Here is a 17,561-nt window from a genome sequence, read left to right on the forward strand (position 1 = left end):
GAAAAAAGCCCGTACTTTCGTACGAGCTCTCATCTTGAATATGGCGGTGAGGGGGGGATTCGAACCCCCGATACGTTGCCGTATACACACTTTCCAGGCGTGCTCCTTCAGCCACTCGGACACCTCACCATATTGTTTTGCTGCCTGACCGCGTGGGGGGCAACGGGGCGCTACTATAGGGAGTTGCGCTTACACGGTCAAGCAGATTTTCTGTATTCGTGCTTGTTCGGTTAAGCCTTAATCAGCACATGCCGCTGAGGGCTGAATTAACGCTGTGAATCGAGCACTTCGCTGTTTTTAACCACTTCCTGAGCTTTGCTATAGCTTTCGATCAGCAGCTGGTACGCCGGGAAGATATGGGTGTACACCTCAGCCCACTCCGCAGCATCTTCGCGGTTCCAGGTTCGCTGGATCTCAGACGCCACCGCCGCGGTGTCCATCGGTACCACACCGGCCTGCATCACACGCGCGAGGGTGATCTCCTGCGCCATTTTGCTGTAGGTCCCGGAGGCGTCAATTACCGCAAAGACTTTATACCCATCCGCAACCGCGCTGATCGACGGGAAGGCCATGCAGACGCTGGTGATCGTGCCCGCAATGATCAACGTTTTGCGTCCGGTAGCGTTTACCGCCGCCACAAACTCCGGGTTATCCCAGGCGTTGATTTCACCTTTGCGGGCCACGTACTGAGCATGCGGCGCATTGGCGTGGATCTCCGGGATAAGCGGGCCGTTCGGTCCTTGTGGGACGGAAGCGGTGGTGATCACCGGGATCTTCGCCAGGGTGGCGATTTTTGCAAGCGCCGCCGCACGGGCGCGCAGTTCTGGCATCGGCATATCGCCGACGGTCTGGAACAGCCCGCTCTGGTGGTCGATAAGCAGCATGACCGCATCGTTTACGTCAATGACGGGACGTGTACCGTTGAAGTTTGCAGGGGTAGACATTTTGCGCTCCTTATTACGTTTAGATCTGGCCGAAGCGGCCGGAGTTGAAATCACGAATGGCTTCCGCGATTTCGGTTTTACTGTTCATCACAAATGGGCCATAGCCCACAATCGGTTCATTCAGCGGCTCGCCGGCCATCAGCAGTACTTTTGCGTCGCCGTTTGCTTCCAGATGAAGCTTGTCGCCTTGCTGACTGAATACGATCAGCTGTGCCTCACCCGCTGGCGTGGTGCCGTTCACCGTTACGCTGCCCTCAAGTACCACCAGCGCCGTGCTCCAGCCTTCAGGCTGATTGAGCGTCAGGTGGCTGCCCTGGCGTAGTGTCAGATCCCACACATTCAGCGGTGAGAAGGTATGAGCCGGGCCAGTCACCTCGTCAAAGCGGCCGGCGATGACGCGCAACGTTCCGCTGCTATCCGGCAGCGTGACGACAGGGATATCCGCCTTCGTGATGCTCTGGTAACCGGGCGCTGCCATCTTGTCTTTGGCGGGCAGGTTGACCCACAGCTGCATCATTTTCAGTTCGCCGCCTTTCTGCGAGAACGCGCTGGAGTGGAACTCCTCGTGCAAAATGCCTGCGCCCGCCGTCATCCACTGCACGTCGCCCGGTCCGATGACCCCGCCTTTGCCGCTGGAGTCACGATGTTCCACTTCGCCGGAGTAGACGATGGTGACCGTTTCAAAGCCACGGTGAGGGTGCTCGCCCACGCCACGCTTCGCGCCATCCGCCGGGAAGGTGTAGGGACCGGCATAGTCCAGCAGCAGGAACGGACTGAGTGATTCACCGTGCGTCTGGTAGGAAAACATCGAACGAACCGGGAAACCGTCTCCGACCCAATGGGGACGAGGTGCGGTATAGACGCCTGTTACGGTTTTCATGATTAACTCCTGATGTGCTGTCGATGTAATTAGCTTATATTCAGAGCTAATATCCCGGTAGAGAGTGAAAATGACATTCACTGTTCTTAAAATGGAACAATGAGGGCGTATGCAGGATCTCAATGATTTCGTATGGTTTGTGAAAGTGGTGGACCACGGTGGGTTTGCAGCGGCAGGTCGGGCGCTCGATCAGCCTAAATCGAAACTGAGCCGCCGGATTGCGCAACTGGAAGAGCGGCTGGGTGTGCGGTTGATACAGCGTACCACGCGGCAGTTTACGGTGACGGAGGTGGGGCAAACGTTCTATCAGCACTGTAAAGCCATGCTGGTCGAGGCTGAAGCGGCGGAGGAGGCGGTGGCTGCCTTACAGGCTGAACCGCGCGGTGTTGTCAGGATAACGTGTCCTGTCACGTTGCTGCACGTTCATGTGGGGCCCATGCTGGCGCGGTTTATGGCGCGCTACCCGGGGATCAATCTTCAGCTGGAGGCCACCAACCGGCGGGTTGACCTGGTAGGTGAAGGCATTGACGTGGCGATCCGCGTTCGTCCGCGTCCGTTTGATGACAGCGATCTGGTGTTAAGGGTGCTGGCTGACAGAGGACACTGCCTGGTGGCGAGCCCGGCGTTGATTGAGCGGATGGGCAACCCGATGATGCCTGCTGAACTCAGCGACTGGCCGGGTTTAAGTATGGGGGCGGGCAAGCAACTGCATAAATGGGATCTGAGCGGTCCGGAGGGGGCGAAAGCCGAAATCCACTACACGCCGCGCTTTATAACTACCGATATGCTGGCGTTGCGGGAAGCGGCGATGGCGGGCGTAGGCGTGGTGCAGTTGCCGATTTTAATGGTTAAAGATCAGTTGGCGAAAGGGGAATTGGTGCGGGTTCTGGATGCCTGGGAGCCCAGACGGGAAGTGATCCACGCGGTATATCCTTCGCGGCGCGGTCTACTGCCATCGGTCAGGACGCTGGTCGATTTTCTAACCGAAGAGTATGCGCGGATGGTTGAGGAGTAAATTCTTTGTAGGTCGGGTAAGCGAAGCGCCACCCGACACCATCACCGCAGAGGAAGCAAAGTTCTCATCCCCCCCTGTTGGAGAATATAAAAGAAAAAAGCCCGTACTTTCGTACGAGCTCTCATCTTGAATATGGCGGTGAGGGGGGGATTGACTCGCTTCGCTCGCCCTGCGGGCAGCCTGCTCGCTGCGCTCTCAGTCTGTCCAACTGGCTACGCCAGTTGTCGAACCCCGGTCGGGGATTCTCATCCCCCCCCGCTGGAGAATATAAAAGAAAAAAGCCCGTACTTTCGTACGAGCTCTCATTTTGAATATGGCGGTGAGGGGGGGATTCGAACCCCCGATACGTTGCCGTATACACACTTTCCAGGCGTGCTCCTTCAGCCACTCGGACACCTCACCATATTGTCATCCCGTTGTTGCCGGGACGGGCGCTAATGTAAGGAAAAGCCGAACTGCCGTCAACTCACTTTTTCAGTAATTTAGCGTGTTTAGACAAACTTCAGGCAACCTGATTCCGAAATGTGCGAAAAGCGTCTTTTTTATCAGCAATAACATAGCGCCATAAATTTGTTATGCTGACAATCCATTTGAAAATGAAAACAAAACAGCGCGAAAAAAGGCAGGAATGACTATGGATATACTCTTCTATCACCCCACTTTTGATACGGCTTATTGGATTAAAGCACTGTCGGCAGCACTGCCGGGCGCGCGCGTTCGTGAGTGGAAGCGGGGCGATAACGAACATGCTGACTATGCGCTGGTCTGGCATCCACCCGTTGAGATGCTTCAGGGCCGTAAACTGAAGGCCGTGTTTGCGCTTGGCGCTGGCGTGGATTCCATTCTGAGCAAACTGAAGGCACACCCGGAGATGCTGCCGGAAGATATCCCCCTGTTCCGCCTGGAAGATACCGGTATGGGCCAGCAAATGCAGGAATATGCCGTCAGTCAGGTCCTGCACTGGTTCCGCCGCTTTGATGATTATCAGGCCTTTAAGCAGCAATCCCACTGGGAGCCGCTGCCGGAATATCAACGTGAAGACTTTACCATCGGTATCCTCGGGGCGGGCGTGCTGGGCTCAAAGGTGGCTGAAGCCCTTGCCCCGTGGGGCTTCCCGTTACGCTGCTGGAGCCGTAGCCGTAAAGCGTATCCGGGCGTTGAAAGTTTTGCCGGAATGGATGAACTCCCGGCGTTTCTGAAAGGCACACGCGTGCTGATCAACCTGCTGCCGAATACGGCGGAAACGGTGGGGATTATCAACGAAGCCTTGCTCAATCAGCTGGCCGATCAGAGCTACCTGATGAACCTTGCGCGCGGGGTGCATCTGGTGGAGCCGGATCTGCTGAAGGCGCTGGATAGCGGAAAGCTTAAAGGTGCCATGCTGGATGTTTACAGCCGTGAGCCGCTGCCTGAAGAAAGCCCTCTATGGCGACACCCTCGCGTGGCAATGACCCCGCATGTCGCCGCCGTGACGCGACCGGCTGAGGCGGTGGCTTATATCTCGCATACTATCGGTGAAATAGAGAAGGGGAACGCGGTTACCGGTCAGGTCGACCGACAGCGCGGCTACTGAGAGAAACCCGGCGTTGGCCGGGTTTTTGCTAATATTCGCCGCTGATAACTGCTATCCTTTGGAAAAACCGCAGAGGAGAGAAAGATGTATCCCGTTGACCTGCATATGCACACCGTCGCCAGCACCCACGCGTATAGCAACCTCCATGATTATATCGCCCAGGCAAAGCTAAAAGGTATTAAGCTCTTTGCGATAACCGATCACGGCCCGGATATGGCGGATGCGCCGCACTACTGGCATTTTGTGAATATGCGGATCTGGCCACGTCTGGTGGATGGCATTGGGATACTGCGCGGCATTGAGGCGAACATCAAAAACACCGACGGTGAAATCGACTGCACCGGCCCGATGCTGACCTCCTTAGATCTGATCCTTGCTGGTTTCCATGAGCCGGTTTTCCCGCCGCAGGATAAAGAGACCAATACCGCGGCGATGATTGCCACCATTGCCAGCGGCAATGTGCATATCATCAGCCATCCGGGTAATCCTAAATACCCTATTGATATTCAGGCCGTGGCGCAGGCCGCCGCGAAACACCGTGTGGCGCTGGAGATTAACAACTCCTCGTTCGTGCACTCGCGTAAAGGCAGTGAAGCCAACTGTCGCGAAGTGGCAGCCGCCGTGCGTGATGCCGGAGGGATGGTGGCGCTGGGCTCTGATTCGCACACGGCCTTCACGCTGGGGGATTTTGGCGAGTGCATGAAAGTGCTGCAGGACGTCAATTTCCCGGAAGCACAGATCCTGAACGTCACGCCACGCCGTATGCTCGACTTCCTGGAGTCGCGCGGCATGACGCCCGTTGATGAATTTGCCGACCTTTAATTGAATAACGGAATAACACAATGAATGAATTCTCCATCCTTTGCCGCGTGCTGGGCTCCCTGTATTATCGCCAGCCGCAGGACCCGCTGTTGGTTCCGCTGTTTACGCTCATTCGCGAGGGTAAGCTGGCGCAGAACTGGCCGCTGGAACAGGATGAGTTACTGGAACGTCTGCAGAAAAACTGTGATATGCAGCAGATCTCAACGGATTACAACGCATTGTTCGTGGGTGAAGAGTGCCGCGTTTCGCCCTACCGTTCTGCCTGGCAGGAAGGGGCGACCGAAGCGGAAGTGCGGGCATTCCTCTCTGAGCGCGGTATGCCGCTGAGCGATACGCCAGCCGATCATATTGGTACTCTGCTGCTGGCGGCCTCCTGGATCGAAGACAACGCGGGTGATGATGAAAATGAAGCCATCGAAATTCTCTTCGAGACGTATCTGCTGCCGTGGGTTGGAACGTTCCTGGGGAAAGTTGAAGCCCACGCCACCTCTCCGTTCTGGAGAACGCTGGCTCCGCTGACGCGCGACGCCATCGCAGCAATGTGGGATGAGCTGGAAGAAGAGAGTTAAGAGTGATTTAAATCACAAAAATTATGCAACGATACATTTCAACTTGCACGTAATGTGCTTCTGATCTCATTTCAATGGTGCGCATCTGCTAAGATGCGCACCATGAACATATTACTTTGTATTGCAATCACGACGGGCATTCTCTCCGGTATCTGGGGATGGGTGGCGGTGTCTCTCGGTTTATTAAGCTGGGCTGGCTTCCTTGGCTGCACGGCCTATTTCGCCTGCCCGCAGGGAGGGCTGAAAGGGCTCTTTATCTCAGGTTGCACGCTGATGAGCGGCGTTATATGGGCGCTGGTTATCATGAAAGGCAGCGCGCTGGCGCCGCATCTGGAGATTCTGGGCTACGTCATGACGGGGGTCGTTGCCTTCCTGATGTGTATTCAGGCGAGGCATCTGCTGCTGTCGTTTGTACCGGGCACCTTTATGGGGGCGTGCGCGACCTTTGCCGGGCAGGGGGAGTGGAAGCTGGTCGTCCCTTCACTGGCGCTGGGGTTGCTGTTTGGCTATGCCATGAAGAACAGCGGTCTCTGGCTGGCGGCGCGACGGGAAAAAACGCAAAACATCACCGTGGTGAGTGAATAAAAAAAGGCGAGATAATCATCTCGCCTTTTTTATGCGCTTCCTGTCAGGATTCCGGAGGCACGGACATATCACGGTATTTCACCAGGATCGGGTTCTGCACGTCTGATTTGTTTTGCAGATCCCACAGCCCGCGATCGATACCATCGTTAATCAGGAAGATCACGCCGGTTTCAATGGCTGACATCAGACACATCATGACCGGTTCATTCGAGGTATAACCAATTTCACCTTCCAGTAAACGCTGGTAATCGATGAAGCGGAATACCCCCGCCTGGACTTCATAAGACAATATCGTTTTGCTGGTGTTTACCGAGGAGAGCACTTCACCGGTACTGACGTTGACGACACGTAGGTTAACGGCAATTTGGTCGAGCTGATACTGGGTATCCGCGCCAATCCCAAAGTAACGTGCTCCCACACCACCCGATTTAACGTTGCTCTCATATCCGATAATCGAACCTTCGATCATGACGTTTGCCGCAGCCAGAGACTGCAGAGGCATTCGGTTATTGTCCGCGACGGTGCCATTCTCCTGTGCAGCACGAATAATTTTTCGTTCATTTAACAGGTTCTGTAGCCCCTGGCGTTCCAGCGGTATAAACCAGTGCGAATCCTTGAGTGCGGTAACCAGCATGGCGGTGGCGCTTTGCGGCACTGCCGTGGAGAAGTTACTGGCCGGGTAGGGCTTAAATTGCCCTGTTTCATCCTGAATGTTGTATACCGAGACAAATATTTTGCCCGTTGGAGAAGGCAAATGGGTTAAATCACGATAACTCTGAGCCCGAGGCATTAATGTTGGTTTTGCAGCTTCTTTAGGCGGAGCAGTTAAACAACCGCTCAATAAGCACACTGCAACAAATATCAGGAAGCGCTGCATGATCGTTGTCCTTATTTAGCTATTGTTTAAAAGTCAGTTGAATTGCTTTGTAGGCCAGAAACCTCAATGGTGGAGGTTTTTCCGGTTTTACGATCGGTTACGTTCAACTGAAGTTGTCCGTCTCTGTTGGCGATATCGACAATAAAATCGTTGGTCACCATTCGGCCGGGCTTGCCGGTGTTAATGTTTGTCAGCAATCCCCCTAAAATTTGCGACTGGATAGCCTGGGTGAAGTTATCCAGTGCGGAAGGGGTATCAACGGTAAAGTCCTTATAACTGGGATCTTTATAGGAGTTTTGCGCCTGAGCTTCATTCAGCAGGAACGCACCGTTGTTAGGGTTACCGCCAAAGTTAGGGTTACGGAACTGGAACGTCATATTTCCGCCCCAGCAAAGAGGGGTAATAAGCATTATCGAAACAACTGCATATGCAATACGCATGACAGCCTCCGCATATCGGTTCGCTAGAACTCATCTTTTGCTAAATCGCTGGTGCTTAATAGCGCTTTGTCTATTTGCAGGCGATTAATAGCGTCTTCAGTTTGAGCCAGTGCTAAGGCCACGTTTTTATCGAAGTCTGTTTTCGAGGGGAATAAAAACGTTTGATAAATAACGTCCTGATTAGCCGTGATGGTTATCCAGCTTCCCCAACGTGCACTGGGCCGCTCGTTGATTGTTAAATTACCCGTGTAGGTACTGTCCCATTTATCACTGAAGGCCCGGTAAAAACTGTGCCCGATCGATGAGACTGTGTGGTCAGTTAACAATCCGGGAACTTCGACCTCGACGGCCTGCAGATTCCCTGCAGCGAGCAAGAAACTCGCTGCGGCGATCCAACTCAACGTGCGCTTCATGTGATTAACGCCTGAGGTTATCGTTTGCCCATGAAACAGCCTGAGTTCGATTTTTAACAGCTATCTTCTTGAAAAGATTATAAAGGTGCGTCTTTACCGTATTTTCGCTGATAAATAACGAACGGGCGATTTCAATATTTGAAGCACCAATGCGTAATTTGTTCAGGATCTCTTTTTCACGGTGCGTGAGCAGCGCGGATTCCGAACTGTTATAGCGGTAGTTACCGGAGTGCGTGATGAGGTAGCTGGCCAGCTTTTGCGAGAAATAACACTCTCCGCGCAATATGCCCTGCAGACCCTCTACCACCCGGCCTTCTTCTTCAGTGACGTAGAACACGCCATTGATATGCGGCCAGCTTTCAATATCTCTGAAAGGGTATTCATCAGGAGTGTTCAATAATAACACGCGGATATTATTGTTTTTCCTGCTTAAGTTATCTTGCCAGTAATGGATAAGCTTCTTATCAGCTTCCATCATATCAAACAGAATGATGCTGCCAGGCGCAATATCATCAAAAGAACGTTGAATATTATGCAATTTCCCGTTCAATGATAAAGATTGCTTTAAATGTTGTAATAAAGCTGTCGCTTGCAGAGAAGGTTTTGTGATCAACAGTAATGTATGACCATGTAAACTATGGACTTCATTATACATGATGAAACCCCACTTATTTTTGGCACCTGACAGCTGCCCTCCTGAAAAGAGGAAGGCACCAGAAGTACTGACAGATGTTGCACTGCTGTGTGTAGAATCAGAACATAACCTCCACAGGGAGGTAAATATAAAACCAATTTCGTACAGCTAATTTCAATCTAGCTTTTACGAAGTTTAAAGCAAGTGTTAATCATGTAACAAGATGTAAAAATCAATATTAATTTGTGAATATTGGCTGTTTTGAATGTTGTTATTTGATATGAAAGTTGTACATATAAATAGGCGTGCACAGATTTTAAAAATCATACAAATTTTATTAACAGATTGATTTTATGTCTTAATTTTTATTTTGGAGACGTTAAGCTTTGGTATGAGTAACTGATACTTTCTAAGCCGTTATGTTCTCCTCTCTCTGGCTTAAGAAAACACGTCCTGTGTCACGTGATGAACAAAATGCCATCCTGCCGTTACGCTTAAACAACGCCGAGGAACGCGTGGGCAGGCTTGTCGTCGTTGTACGACACAACGCGCATAAATATTCTATAAAAAATTAAACCAGCCTGTGTAATGTGTATTTTTTCTGCAAATTAAGACTTTGTGGTGACCTGAGAAATAAAAATAAGCCACGCGGGTGAGATATTTAAAATGTTTCAGCGGACATACTCTTCACCGTAACGACGCGTTAACAAAAAAACGAGTCGTTTAACACGAAATACGAACAGGGTGTTTTCAGGTAGCCGGGTCCAGGGTGACAACATGAAAAACACATCGTTATTTTTGATGTTTACATTACTGGGTGTGCCTGGATTTGTAACCGCGGCTAATACTGATTTGGCGAATGCTGAATATAATTTTGCGGTTAATGAATTAAGTCGTTCATCATTAAATCAGGCAGCCATTATTGGTCAACAGGGCGTATTTAATGACGCTCAGATTCGCCAGGAAGGGTCGAAACTCTTGTCAGTCGTTTCCCAGGATGGTGCAGGCAACAGAGCGAGAGTTGATCAATCAGGGACTTACAATATTGCCTGGATCGATCAGAGCGGTAACGGGAACGATGCAGGTATTACGCAAGATGGATATGGTAATAGTGCAAAAATTATCCAGAAAGGGTCGGGTAATAGAGCAAATATTACGCAGTACGGTACGCAGAAAACCGCAGTTGTAGTGCAGAAACAGTCGCAGATGGCAATTCGCGTTATTCAACGCTAGTTATTTCGCGACGACTTTAATCAATCCGATGGGGGTTTACCATGAAATTTATCAAAGTGGCAGCACTTGCAGCAATCGTAGTTTCTGGTAGTGCTATGGCTGGTATGATTAACCAGGGCGGATGGGGTCATGGACATGGTCATGGCGGATACGGTGGCCCAAATTCAACCCTGAATATTTACCAGAATGGTGGCGGTAACTCCGCGCTGGCCCTGCAGACTGATGCCAGAAATTCAGTTCTGAATATTAGCCAGACCGGTGGCGGTAACGGCGCTGACGTTGGCCAGGGGTCTGACGACAGTAGCATTAACCTGACCCAGAACGGATTTGGCAACAGTGCGACACTTGATCAGTGGAACAGTAAAGATTCCGTGATGAATGTCAGCCAGTACGGTGGCCTTAACGGCGCACTGGTAGACCAGACGGCGTCTAACTCCACCGTCAACGTTACCCAGATTGGCTTTGGTAACCACGCGACAGCTCATCAGTACTGATACTGACATCTGTGCTACAAAAAACAGGGCTGATGCCCTGTTTTTTTTCGGGAGTTAATTATGAATACCTTAATTCTCCTCGCCGCGCTGTCGAGCCAGATAACCTTTCAAACCTCACAGCAGGGCAATATGACCACCATTATTCCGCAGGTCACGTTGACGGAATCGTGTGATTGTCAGGTCCAGATTGTCTCTTTGCGCGAAGGGCAGAGTGGACAAAGTTCATCCCGCCAGCAAAACACACTTTTTATCCCCGCTAATCAGGCGATTGATTTAATGCGCTTGAGTTTAAATATCTCAGCGGGAGACACGGTAACGATCGTGGTAACCGTCACTGATGGAAAAGCACTTCATTTATCACAACAGTGGTCGCCTGGAGGGCGCGCGCTCTAATCATTCATAATATCAATGCGTTGCGAAGGTGGCGGGTCTGTGCCGTTGAGCTATGCTGTTATCAGGAACTGTGTCGTAATGTTCCGTAACGTGACACTTCGTTAACATAATGAAGCGCGTTTGCCCCTCATGGACGATTTTCATTGAGGAGTACCTATCGTGACCCACAATTTTGCACATCTTATTTCAGGTTTGGGCCTGCTCGTTTCTGCCTTTATCGTTCCTGCGCATTCGGCCACTTTTGCGGAAGGGGGCGTCATTCACTTTCGCGGTGCAATCGTTGCTGACCCGTGTGAAGTTACGCAGCAACATCGGCAGCTGGCGGTATCGTGCCCGGATAAAAACCGTATGCAAACCCGTATGGTCAGTTACGACGATGCGCTGAACGGCATGACGACACCTTCCAGCCTGGCGACAGTGGATATGAAATACCTTAATCCTGAAAAAACGCTCGCAGTGGTTCAGATCCAGTACCGCTAATTCGTGTTTTACCGCCGATCGTTTTTCTCAATAACCCCTCTGCGATACACTTAAGAAAAAGGCGGGTAGCAGAGGGCTTTTATGAAACCGCAAATTGAAGTGATTCATGGCGATATTACGACCCAGCATGTCGATGTCATCGTCAATGCGGCCAATCCTTCCCTGATGGGGGGAGGCGGGGTTGACGGTGCTATTCACCGCGCTGCCGGACCGCAGCTGCTGGAAGCCTGTAAAATCGTGCGTCAGCAACAGGGCGAATGCCCGCCGGGCCATGCGGTGATTACGCTTGCGGGCAACCTTCCGGCCAAAGCGGTGATTCACGCCGTTGGCCCAGTATGGCAGGGCGGCGACCACCATGAAGCGAGTCTGCTGGAAGAGGCATACCGAAACTGCCTACGGCTTGCCGCCGACAACGGATACAAAACGATGGCGTTTCCGGCAATTAGTACCGGCGTGTATGGTTATCCTAAGGCGGCAGCGGCGACCATCGCGGTAGAAACCGTTTACCGCTACCTGTCGCTGAAACCGCTGCCAGAGAAGGTGACCTTTGTCTGTTTTGATGAAGACACCCTGCATCTGTATCAGCGGTTGTTGGCGCAGCGCAGACAAGCGTTGGAGAGTTGAAACAAACGTGGCGCACCGTCAGTGCGCCACGCTGCTCAGGCAGTTTTCGTCTGGGGTTTGCCTGAAAACAGGAAACGCAGGAGAGGGATCCGCAGATGGATCTCGTAGAGCACGATCGCCACGCCCACCACAAACACCAGTCCGGTAAAGAAGCCCAGCGTGTTAGAGGCGATATGCGGCGTGATGTAAGCCCCGAAGAACAGCGTCAACGGGTGATGCACCAGATAGATAAACAGTGAAGCATTGACGAAGTAGGTCACGCGGCTGGACTTAAAGTTCAGCAAGCGGTGGCCGAGTGCGAACACCACATTCACCATCCACAAGCCCAGCAGCATAGTGATCACGCTTTCCGTTTCATACATCCAGGCGTCGCCGCTACCGTAGCGCTGGTTCAGCAGATAGGCCGCAAACGCGAAGGCGGCACCCACTGCGCACCACGGTGACGGTGTGGTAAACAAGGCTTTAAGCTTCGGATAAATAAACGCCAGTGCGCCAATTAAAAAGAACGGAATGTAGAACAGCGACTGCATCACCACAAAATTAAACAACCCGTCGCTCAGTATCGGTGGGTAGACGATAAACAGAGTGCGTCTCACGGCGGCATAAGCAACGCCAAGCAGCAAAAAGAGCACCGACAGTTTGCCCAGCGTGACGTTGGCGAAGAAGGCGTCAGCGGTCGTGCTTAAATGACGGCGCAGACGGCTAAAGATCACCAGGCTGACCGTGGTCATTACCACCAGTACCAGCAGGAACCAGAGGTGAGACACCAGTTCCCAGACCAGCGTATTGTACTTTTCATACAGCGTAAGATTCGGCCAGTTCTCTGCTTTGCCTTTAACATACTGCAGCATAATGAACTGCGGCAGCGTCAGCAGCGGGATGGCGGTCAACATAGGAATACCCACGCGCTCTACGCGGACTTTCCACCAGCGCTTCAGCGGATAGCGTAAAAAAAGCATGTAGGAGAAATAGCCTGAAATGACAAAAAACACCTGCATACGGAAGGCGTGAATAAAGTCATTAAACAGCGTGAGCCACCAGGAGGGCATCTGGCTATTAACATGCCACGTGTGGCTGGAGTAAATCAGTGAAATGTGAAAGGGGATCCCCAATAGCATCAGCCATGCCCGGATCGAGTCGAGGAAATATTCACGTTCTGTTGGTGATGTGCTCATATAACTTTGTGCATTCTCAGACTTTTCGTCTTATCCCTAAGACTCATAATGGTTACATTCGACGCCAACCCTACACCAAGACCGACACACTGTCTCCAGGATAAGCACGCAAAGTGAATCGCGGGTTCTTTCATTTGCTTAATCCATGAGCCAGTAGCTGAACAAAGCAGTGATTATGTTGTCGGATTGCCTGAGTTTCCATTAAAATGGATCGGATCGATATAAGCACACAAAGGGGGAAGTGCTTACTTATTATGAAACATAAACCACAGATGATGAAAATGCGTTGGGTGGGTGCTGCAGTCGTGTTATCACTGTATACCTCATCGGCACTGGCCTTTAACATCGACGATGTCGCAAAACAGGCAAAATCGATGGCAGGCAAGAGCTACGAAGCGCCGAAAAGTAACTTGCCCTCCGTTTTCCGCGACATGAAGTATGCGGACTATCAGCAGATCCAGTTCAATCACGATAAAGCGTACTGGAACAACATTAAAACCCCGTTCAAGCTTGAATTTTATCATCAGGGTATGTACTTCGACACGCCTGTTGCCATCAATGAAGTGACGGCGACCGCGGTACGTAAGATCAAGTACAGCCCGGATTACTTCAATTTTGGCAATGTGCAACACGACAAAGATACGGTGAAAGACCTGGGCTTCGCAGGCTTCAAGGTGCTTTACCCGATTAACAGCAAAGATAAAAACGACGAAATCGTCAGCATGCTTGGCGCCAGCTACTTCCGCGTGATTGGCGCGGGGCAGGTGTACGGGCTTTCTGCGCGTGGTCTGGCCATTGATACCGCGCTGCCATCAGGTGAAGAGTTTCCGCGTTTCCGCGAGTTCTGGATTGAACGTCCAAAACCAACGGACAAACGTCTGACTATTTATGCGCTGCTGGACTCCCCGCGCGCAACCGGTGCCTATCGCTTTGTGATTATGCCGGGTCGTGACACGGTCGTTGACGTGCAGTCTAAAGTCTATCTGCGTGACAAAGTGGGCAAACTGGGCGTTGCGCCGCTTACCAGTATGTTCCTGTTTGGGCCAAACCAGCCGTCGCCGGCAACCAACTTCCGCCCGGAACTGCATGACTCCAATGGTCTGTCTATTCATGCCGGTAACGGTGAGTGGATCTGGCGTCCGCTGAATAATCCGAAACATCTGGCAGTAAGCAGTTTTGCGATGGAAAACCCGCAGGGCTTTGGCCTGCTGCAGCGTGGCCGTCAGTTCTCTCGCTTTGAAGATTTGGACGATCGTTATGACCTGCGCCCAAGCGCCTGGGTTACGCCGAAAGGCGACTGGGGTAAAGGCAAGGTAGAGCTGGTTGAAATTCCAACCAACGACGAAACCAACGATAACATCGTCGCTTACTGGACGCCGGATCAACTGCCGGAAGCCGGCAAAGAGATGAACTTCAAGTACACCATTACCTTCAGCCGCGACGAAGATAAGCTGCATGCGCCGGATAACGCGTATGTGATGCAGACTCGCCGCTCAACGGGTGATGTGAAGCAGTCTAACCTTATCCGTCAGCCTGACGGTACCGTGGCGTTTGTCGTGGACTTCACAGGCCAGGATATGAAGAAACTGTCTCCGGATACGGCGGTGTCGGCTCAGGCCAGCATTGGTGATAACGGTGAAATCGTTGAAAACACGGTGCGTTACAATCCGGTAACCAAAGGCTGGCGTCTGACCCTGCGCGTGAAAGTGAAAGATCCGAAACAGACCACTGAAATGCGTGCTGCGCTGGTCAGTGACGATCAGCCGCTGAGTGAAACCTGGAGCTATCAGCTACCTGCCAATGAATAATACATCTGAATATATTGATGCCATGCCGCTGACGGATATCGAAAAAGCGGCGCTGCCTAAGAGCGACATCCGCGCGGTTCACACCGCGCTGGATGGTGAACATCGTCAGTTTTCCCGTGATGATGATACGCCGCTGGGGTCAGTAAAAGCGCGTCTGGAGCAGGCATGGCCAGACTCGCTGGCAGAAGGGCAGTTGATTAAAGACGACGAAGGACGCGATCAGCTTCAGGCGATGCCGAAGGCGACGCGTTCCTCTATGTTCCCCGATCCATGGCGCACCAACCCGGTTGGCCGCTTCTGGGATCGCCTGCGTGGGCGTGATGTGACGCCGCGCTATCTGTCACGCCTGACGAAAGAAGAGCAGGCCTCTGAGCAGAAATGGCGTACCGTGGGGACTATTCGCCGTTACATCCTGCTGCTTCTGACGCTGGCACAAACGGTTGTAGCGACCTGGTACATGAAAACCATTCTGCCTTACCAGGGCTGGGCGTTTATTAACCCAACGGACATGATGGGCCAGGATCTCTGGGTCTCCTTCATGCAGCTACTGCCTTATATCCTGCAAAGCGGCATCCTCCTGCTGTTTGCGGTTCTGTTCTGCTGGGTTTCGGCCGGTTTCTGGACCGCGCTAATGGGCTTCCTGCAATTGCTGATGGGGCGGGACAAATACAGCATTTCAGCGTCAACGGTCGGGGATGAACCCCTCAATCCTGAGCACCGTACCGCGCTGATCATGCCTATTTGTAACGAAGACGTTGACCGCGTATTTGCGGGCCTGCGTGCGACCTGGGAGTCCGTCAAGGCGACCGGCAACGCGGCGCATTTCGACGTCTATATTCTGAGCGACAGTTACAACCCGGATATCTGCGTTGCAGAACAAAAAGCGTGGATGGAGCTGATTGCAGAAGTACAGGGCGAAGGTCAGATCTTCTACCGTCGTCGTCGCCGTCGTGTGAAGCGTAAAAGCGGTAACATCGATGACTTCTGCCGTCGCTGGGGTAACCAGTACAGCTACATGGTGGTGCTGGATGCGGACTCCGTCATGAGCGGTGACTGCCTGAGCGGTCTGGTGCGTCTGATGGAAGCCAACCCGAACGCGGGGATCATTCAGTCTTCGCCAAAAGCGTCCGGTATGGACACGCTTTATGCGCGCTGCCAGCAGTTTGCCACCCGTGTTTACGGGCCGCTGTTTACTGCCGGTCTGCACTTCTGGCAGTTGGGTGAATCGCACTACTGGGGTCACAACGCCATTATTCGCGTGAAGCCGTTCATTGAACACTGTGCGCTGGCGCCGCTGCCAGGTGAGGGTTCGTTTGCCGGTTCTATTCTGTCGCATGACTTCGTGGAAGCTGCGCTGATGCGTCGTGCGGGCTGGGGCGTCTGGATTGCCTACGACCTCCCGGGATCGTACGAAGAGCTGCCGCCGAACCTGCTGGATGAGCTCAAGCGTGACCGCCGCTGGTGTCACGGCAACCTGATGAACTTCCGCCTGTTCCTTGTCAAAGGGATGCACCCGGTTCACCGCGCGGTGTTCCTGACGGGCGTGATGTCTTATCTCTCTGCACCGCTGTGGTTCATGTTCCTTGCGCTCTCTACTGCATTGCAGGTCGTCCATGCTTTGACGGAGCCGCAATACTTCCTGCAACCGCGCCAGCTGTTCCCGGTGTGGCCGCAGTGGCGTCCGGAGCTGGCAATTGCGCTGTTTGCGTCTACCATGGTGCTGCTGTTCCTGCCTAAGCTGCTCAGTATCATCCTGATCTGGTGCAAAGGTTCGAAAGAGTACGGCGGTTTCTTCCGCGTGACCCTTTCACTGCTGCTGGAAGTGCTGTTCTCCGTGCTGCTGGCACCGGTGCGTATGCTGTTCCACACCGTGTTTGTGGTCAGTGCGTTCCTGGGCTGGGAAGTGGTCTGGAACTCACCGCAGCGTGATGACGACTCCACGCCGTGGGGCGAAGCCTTCATGCGTCACGGTTCTCAGCTGCTGCTGGGGCTGGTGTGGGCGGCGGGCATGGCCTGGCTGGATCTGCGCTTCCTGTTCTGGCTGGCGCCGATTGTCTTCTCGCTGATCCTGTCGCCGTTCGTCTCTGTGATCTCCAGCCGTTCAACGGTGGGACTGCGGACTAAACGCTGGAAACTGTTCCTGATCCCGGAAGAGTACTCCCCGCCGAAGGTGCTGGTGGATACCGATACCTATCTGGAGCAGAACCGCAATCGCACGCTGGATGATGGCTTTATGCACGCCGTGTTTAACCCGTCATTTAACGCCCTGGCAACAGCCATGGCGACAGCGCGTCACCGTGCAAGTCATGTGCTGGAGATTGCCCGCGATCGTCACGTTGAGCAGGCGCTTAACGAGACGCCGGAAAAACTCAACCGCGACCGTCGTCTGGTGCTGCTGAGCGATCCGGTCACGATGGCAAGGCTTCACTATCGCGTATGGTCCGCTCCGGAAAAGTATTCTTCGTGGGTGAACTACTACAAAGACGTGAAGCTGAATCCGCTTGCACTGAAGGCGAAGTAAGTTGTTAACCAGGGCGGGTAAGCGTAGCGCCACCCGCCAGATAAAAATACCGGCTTAATCGCCGGTATTTTTTTAGAGGTA

19 protein-coding genes, 2 tRNA genes and 1 other RNA gene are annotated in these 17,561 nt (G+C 52.7%); 12 read left to right on the forward strand and 10 right to left on the reverse strand.

The features are described from left to right. Positions 1-41 precede the first annotated feature (41 nt). From G0034_RS08045 to G0034_RS08055, 3 genes are all read right to left on the reverse strand, one after another. Positions 42-129: transfer RNA gene (locus G0034_RS08045), tRNA-Ser, on the reverse strand. Between the two features lie 137 nt (positions 130-266). Then, a complete protein-coding gene (locus tag G0034_RS08050; RefSeq protein WP_058689774.1) occupies positions 267-944 on the reverse strand; it encodes an isochorismatase family protein in 678 nt (225 codons plus the stop codon). Positions 945-963: 19 nt separating this feature from the next. Further along, entirely contained in the window at positions 964-1,824 is an 861-nt protein-coding gene (locus G0034_RS08055; RefSeq protein WP_014883325.1) for a pirin family protein, read from the reverse strand. Between the two features lie 109 nt (positions 1,825-1,933). On the opposite strand from G0034_RS08055, the gene G0034_RS08060 reads away from it, so the two are divergent. Continuing rightward, positions 1,934-2,839: a LysR family transcriptional regulator gene (locus G0034_RS08060; RefSeq protein ID WP_047343588.1), complete on the forward strand. Its 906-nt coding sequence runs from the start codon at positions 1,934-1,936 to the stop codon at positions 2,837-2,839. Between the two features lie 133 nt (positions 2,840-2,972). Here G0034_RS08060 and G0034_RS08065 read toward each other — a convergent pair. Further along, positions 2,973-3,109, reverse strand: a non-coding RNA gene (locus tag G0034_RS08065) — RtT sRNA. 44 nt (positions 3,110-3,153) lie between these two features. Next, positions 3,154-3,241, reverse strand: a tRNA-Ser gene (locus G0034_RS08070). 232 nt (positions 3,242-3,473) lie between these two features. Here G0034_RS08070 and ghrA point away from each other — a divergent pair. From ghrA to G0034_RS08090, 4 genes are all read left to right on the forward strand, one after another. After that, entirely contained in the window at positions 3,474-4,412 is a 939-nt protein-coding gene (ghrA, locus tag G0034_RS08075) for a glyoxylate/hydroxypyruvate reductase GhrA (protein ID WP_179120701.1), read from the forward strand. Positions 4,413-4,496: 84 nt separating this feature from the next. After that, on the forward strand, positions 4,497-5,234 hold the full coding sequence (locus G0034_RS08080; protein WP_014883328.1) for a phosphatase: 738 nt from the start codon (positions 4,497-4,499) through the stop codon (positions 5,232-5,234). Between the two features lie 20 nt (positions 5,235-5,254). Beyond that, the gene (locus G0034_RS08085) at positions 5,255-5,803 is read left to right on the forward strand and encodes a TorD/DmsD family molecular chaperone (protein WP_014883329.1); all 549 of its coding nucleotides are present in this window, start codon (positions 5,255-5,257) and stop codon (positions 5,801-5,803) included. A gap of 102 nt (positions 5,804-5,905) precedes the next feature. After that, positions 5,906-6,388, forward strand: a complete 483-nt coding sequence (locus G0034_RS08090; protein ID WP_072252892.1) for a DUF1097 domain-containing protein — start codon at positions 5,906-5,908, stop codon at positions 6,386-6,388. A 43-nt stretch (positions 6,389-6,431) separates the two neighbouring features. Here the strand turns inward: G0034_RS08090 and csgG are convergent, their stop codons facing one another. Genes csgG through csgD form a run of 4 tightly spaced genes read right to left on the reverse strand, consistent with a single transcriptional unit; the run spans position 6,432 to position 8,773 of the window. After that, the gene (gene csgG / locus G0034_RS08095) at positions 6,432-7,265 is read right to left on the reverse strand and encodes a curli production assembly/transport protein CsgG (protein WP_014883331.1); all 834 of its coding nucleotides are present in this window, start codon (positions 7,263-7,265) and stop codon (positions 6,432-6,434) included. 26 nt (positions 7,266-7,291) lie between these two features. Further along, the gene (csgF, locus tag G0034_RS08100; protein WP_014883332.1) at positions 7,292-7,705 is read right to left on the reverse strand and encodes a curli production assembly/transport protein CsgF; all 414 of its coding nucleotides are present in this window, start codon (positions 7,703-7,705) and stop codon (positions 7,292-7,294) included. Between the two features lie 23 nt (positions 7,706-7,728). Then, positions 7,729-8,118: a curli production assembly/transport protein CsgE gene (csgE, locus tag G0034_RS08105; RefSeq protein WP_014883333.1), complete on the reverse strand. Its 390-nt coding sequence runs from the start codon at positions 8,116-8,118 to the stop codon at positions 7,729-7,731. Between the two features lie 4 nt (positions 8,119-8,122). Next, positions 8,123-8,773 carry a biofilm master transcriptional regulator CsgD gene (csgD, locus tag G0034_RS08110; RefSeq protein WP_014883334.1) on the reverse strand — a complete coding sequence of 217 codons (651 nt, stop codon included), beginning with the start codon at positions 8,771-8,773 and terminating at the stop codon, positions 8,123-8,125. Between the two features lie 756 nt (positions 8,774-9,529). Between csgD and csgB the strand changes: the two genes are divergently transcribed. The 5 genes from csgB to ymdB all read left to right on the forward strand — a co-directional run bounded on the left by csgB (position 9,530) and on the right by ymdB (position 11,976). Then, positions 9,530-9,985, forward strand: a complete 456-nt coding sequence (csgB, locus tag G0034_RS08115) for a curli minor subunit CsgB (protein ID WP_014883335.1) — start codon at positions 9,530-9,532, stop codon at positions 9,983-9,985. A gap of 41 nt (positions 9,986-10,026) precedes the next feature. Next, positions 10,027-10,479, forward strand: coding sequence for a curli major subunit CsgA (csgA, locus tag G0034_RS08120; RefSeq protein WP_014883336.1), 453 nt, complete (start codon positions 10,027-10,029; stop codon positions 10,477-10,479). Positions 10,480-10,539: 60 nt separating this feature from the next. Beyond that, the gene (csgC, locus tag G0034_RS08125; RefSeq protein ID WP_023337081.1) at positions 10,540-10,872 is read left to right on the forward strand and encodes a curli assembly chaperone CsgC; all 333 of its coding nucleotides are present in this window, start codon (positions 10,540-10,542) and stop codon (positions 10,870-10,872) included. Positions 10,873-11,031: 159 nt separating this feature from the next. Then, positions 11,032-11,352, forward strand: a complete 321-nt coding sequence (locus tag G0034_RS08130) for a YmdA family protein (RefSeq protein WP_014883338.1) — start codon at positions 11,032-11,034, stop codon at positions 11,350-11,352. A gap of 81 nt (positions 11,353-11,433) precedes the next feature. After that, on the forward strand, positions 11,434-11,976 hold the full coding sequence (gene ymdB, locus G0034_RS08135) for an O-acetyl-ADP-ribose deacetylase (protein ID WP_014883339.1): 543 nt from the start codon (positions 11,434-11,436) through the stop codon (positions 11,974-11,976). 35 nt (positions 11,977-12,011) lie between these two features. Here the strand turns inward: ymdB and mdoC are convergent, their stop codons facing one another. After that, on the reverse strand, positions 12,012-13,151 hold the full coding sequence (mdoC, locus tag G0034_RS08140) for a glucans biosynthesis protein MdoC (RefSeq protein ID WP_179120702.1): 1,140 nt from the start codon (positions 13,149-13,151) through the stop codon (positions 12,012-12,014). A gap of 254 nt (positions 13,152-13,405) precedes the next feature. Here mdoC and mdoG point away from each other — a divergent pair, with 254 nt between their 5' ends. Beyond that, positions 13,406-14,959, forward strand: a complete 1,554-nt coding sequence (mdoG, locus tag G0034_RS08145) for a glucans biosynthesis protein MdoG (RefSeq protein WP_032628846.1) — start codon at positions 13,406-13,408, stop codon at positions 14,957-14,959. Beyond that, a complete protein-coding gene (gene mdoH / locus G0034_RS08150) occupies positions 14,952-17,480 on the forward strand; it encodes a glucans biosynthesis glucosyltransferase MdoH (RefSeq protein ID WP_023338244.1) in 2,529 nt (842 codons plus the stop codon). Before mdoG ends, mdoH begins: the two co-directional genes overlap by 8 nt. The last annotated feature ends 81 nt before the right edge of the window (positions 17,481-17,561 follow it).

Origin of the sequence: Enterobacter sp. T2 (genome assembly GCF_010692925.1) — a bacterium.
Classification (GTDB): Bacteria; Pseudomonadota; Gammaproteobacteria; order Enterobacterales; family Enterobacteriaceae; genus Enterobacter; species Enterobacter kobei.

Excerpts from the sequence above, each read along its gene's own strand:
- G0034_RS08050 (WP_058689774.1), bottom strand. The coding sequence starts at position 944 with ATGTCTACCCCTGCAAACTTCAACGGTACACGTCCCGTCATTGACGTA.
- G0034_RS08055 (WP_014883325.1), bottom strand. The coding sequence starts at position 1,824 with ATGAAAACCGTAACAGGCGTCTATACCGCACCTCGTCCCCATTGGGTC.
- G0034_RS08060 (WP_047343588.1), top strand. The coding sequence starts at position 1,934 with ATGCAGGATCTCAATGATTTCGTATGGTTTGTGAAAGTGGTGGACCAC.
- ghrA (WP_179120701.1), top strand. The coding sequence starts at position 3,474 with ATGGATATACTCTTCTATCACCCCACTTTTGATACGGCTTATTGGATT.
- G0034_RS08080 (WP_014883328.1), top strand. The coding sequence starts at position 4,497 with ATGTATCCCGTTGACCTGCATATGCACACCGTCGCCAGCACCCACGCG.
- G0034_RS08085 (WP_014883329.1), top strand. The coding sequence starts at position 5,255 with ATGAATGAATTCTCCATCCTTTGCCGCGTGCTGGGCTCCCTGTATTAT.
- G0034_RS08090 (WP_072252892.1), top strand. The coding sequence starts at position 5,906 with ATGAACATATTACTTTGTATTGCAATCACGACGGGCATTCTCTCCGGT.
- csgG (WP_014883331.1), bottom strand. The coding sequence starts at position 7,265 with ATGCAGCGCTTCCTGATATTTGTTGCAGTGTGCTTATTGAGCGGTTGT.
- csgF (WP_014883332.1), bottom strand. The coding sequence starts at position 7,705 with ATGCGTATTGCATATGCAGTTGTTTCGATAATGCTTATTACCCCTCTT.
- csgE (WP_014883333.1), bottom strand. The coding sequence starts at position 8,118 with ATGAAGCGCACGTTGAGTTGGATCGCCGCAGCGAGTTTCTTGCTCGCT.
- csgD (WP_014883334.1), bottom strand. The coding sequence starts at position 8,773 with ATGTATAATGAAGTCCATAGTTTACATGGTCATACATTACTGTTGATC.
- csgB (WP_014883335.1), top strand. The coding sequence starts at position 9,530 with ATGAAAAACACATCGTTATTTTTGATGTTTACATTACTGGGTGTGCCT.
- csgA (WP_014883336.1), top strand. The coding sequence starts at position 10,027 with ATGAAATTTATCAAAGTGGCAGCACTTGCAGCAATCGTAGTTTCTGGT.
- csgC (WP_023337081.1), top strand. The coding sequence starts at position 10,540 with ATGAATACCTTAATTCTCCTCGCCGCGCTGTCGAGCCAGATAACCTTT.
- ymdB (WP_014883339.1), top strand. The coding sequence starts at position 11,434 with ATGAAACCGCAAATTGAAGTGATTCATGGCGATATTACGACCCAGCAT.
- mdoC (WP_179120702.1), bottom strand. The coding sequence starts at position 13,151 with ATGAGCACATCACCAACAGAACGTGAATATTTCCTCGACTCGATCCGG.
- mdoG (WP_032628846.1), top strand. The coding sequence starts at position 13,406 with ATGAAACATAAACCACAGATGATGAAAATGCGTTGGGTGGGTGCTGCA.
- mdoH (WP_023338244.1), top strand. The coding sequence starts at position 14,952 with ATGAATAATACATCTGAATATATTGATGCCATGCCGCTGACGGATATC.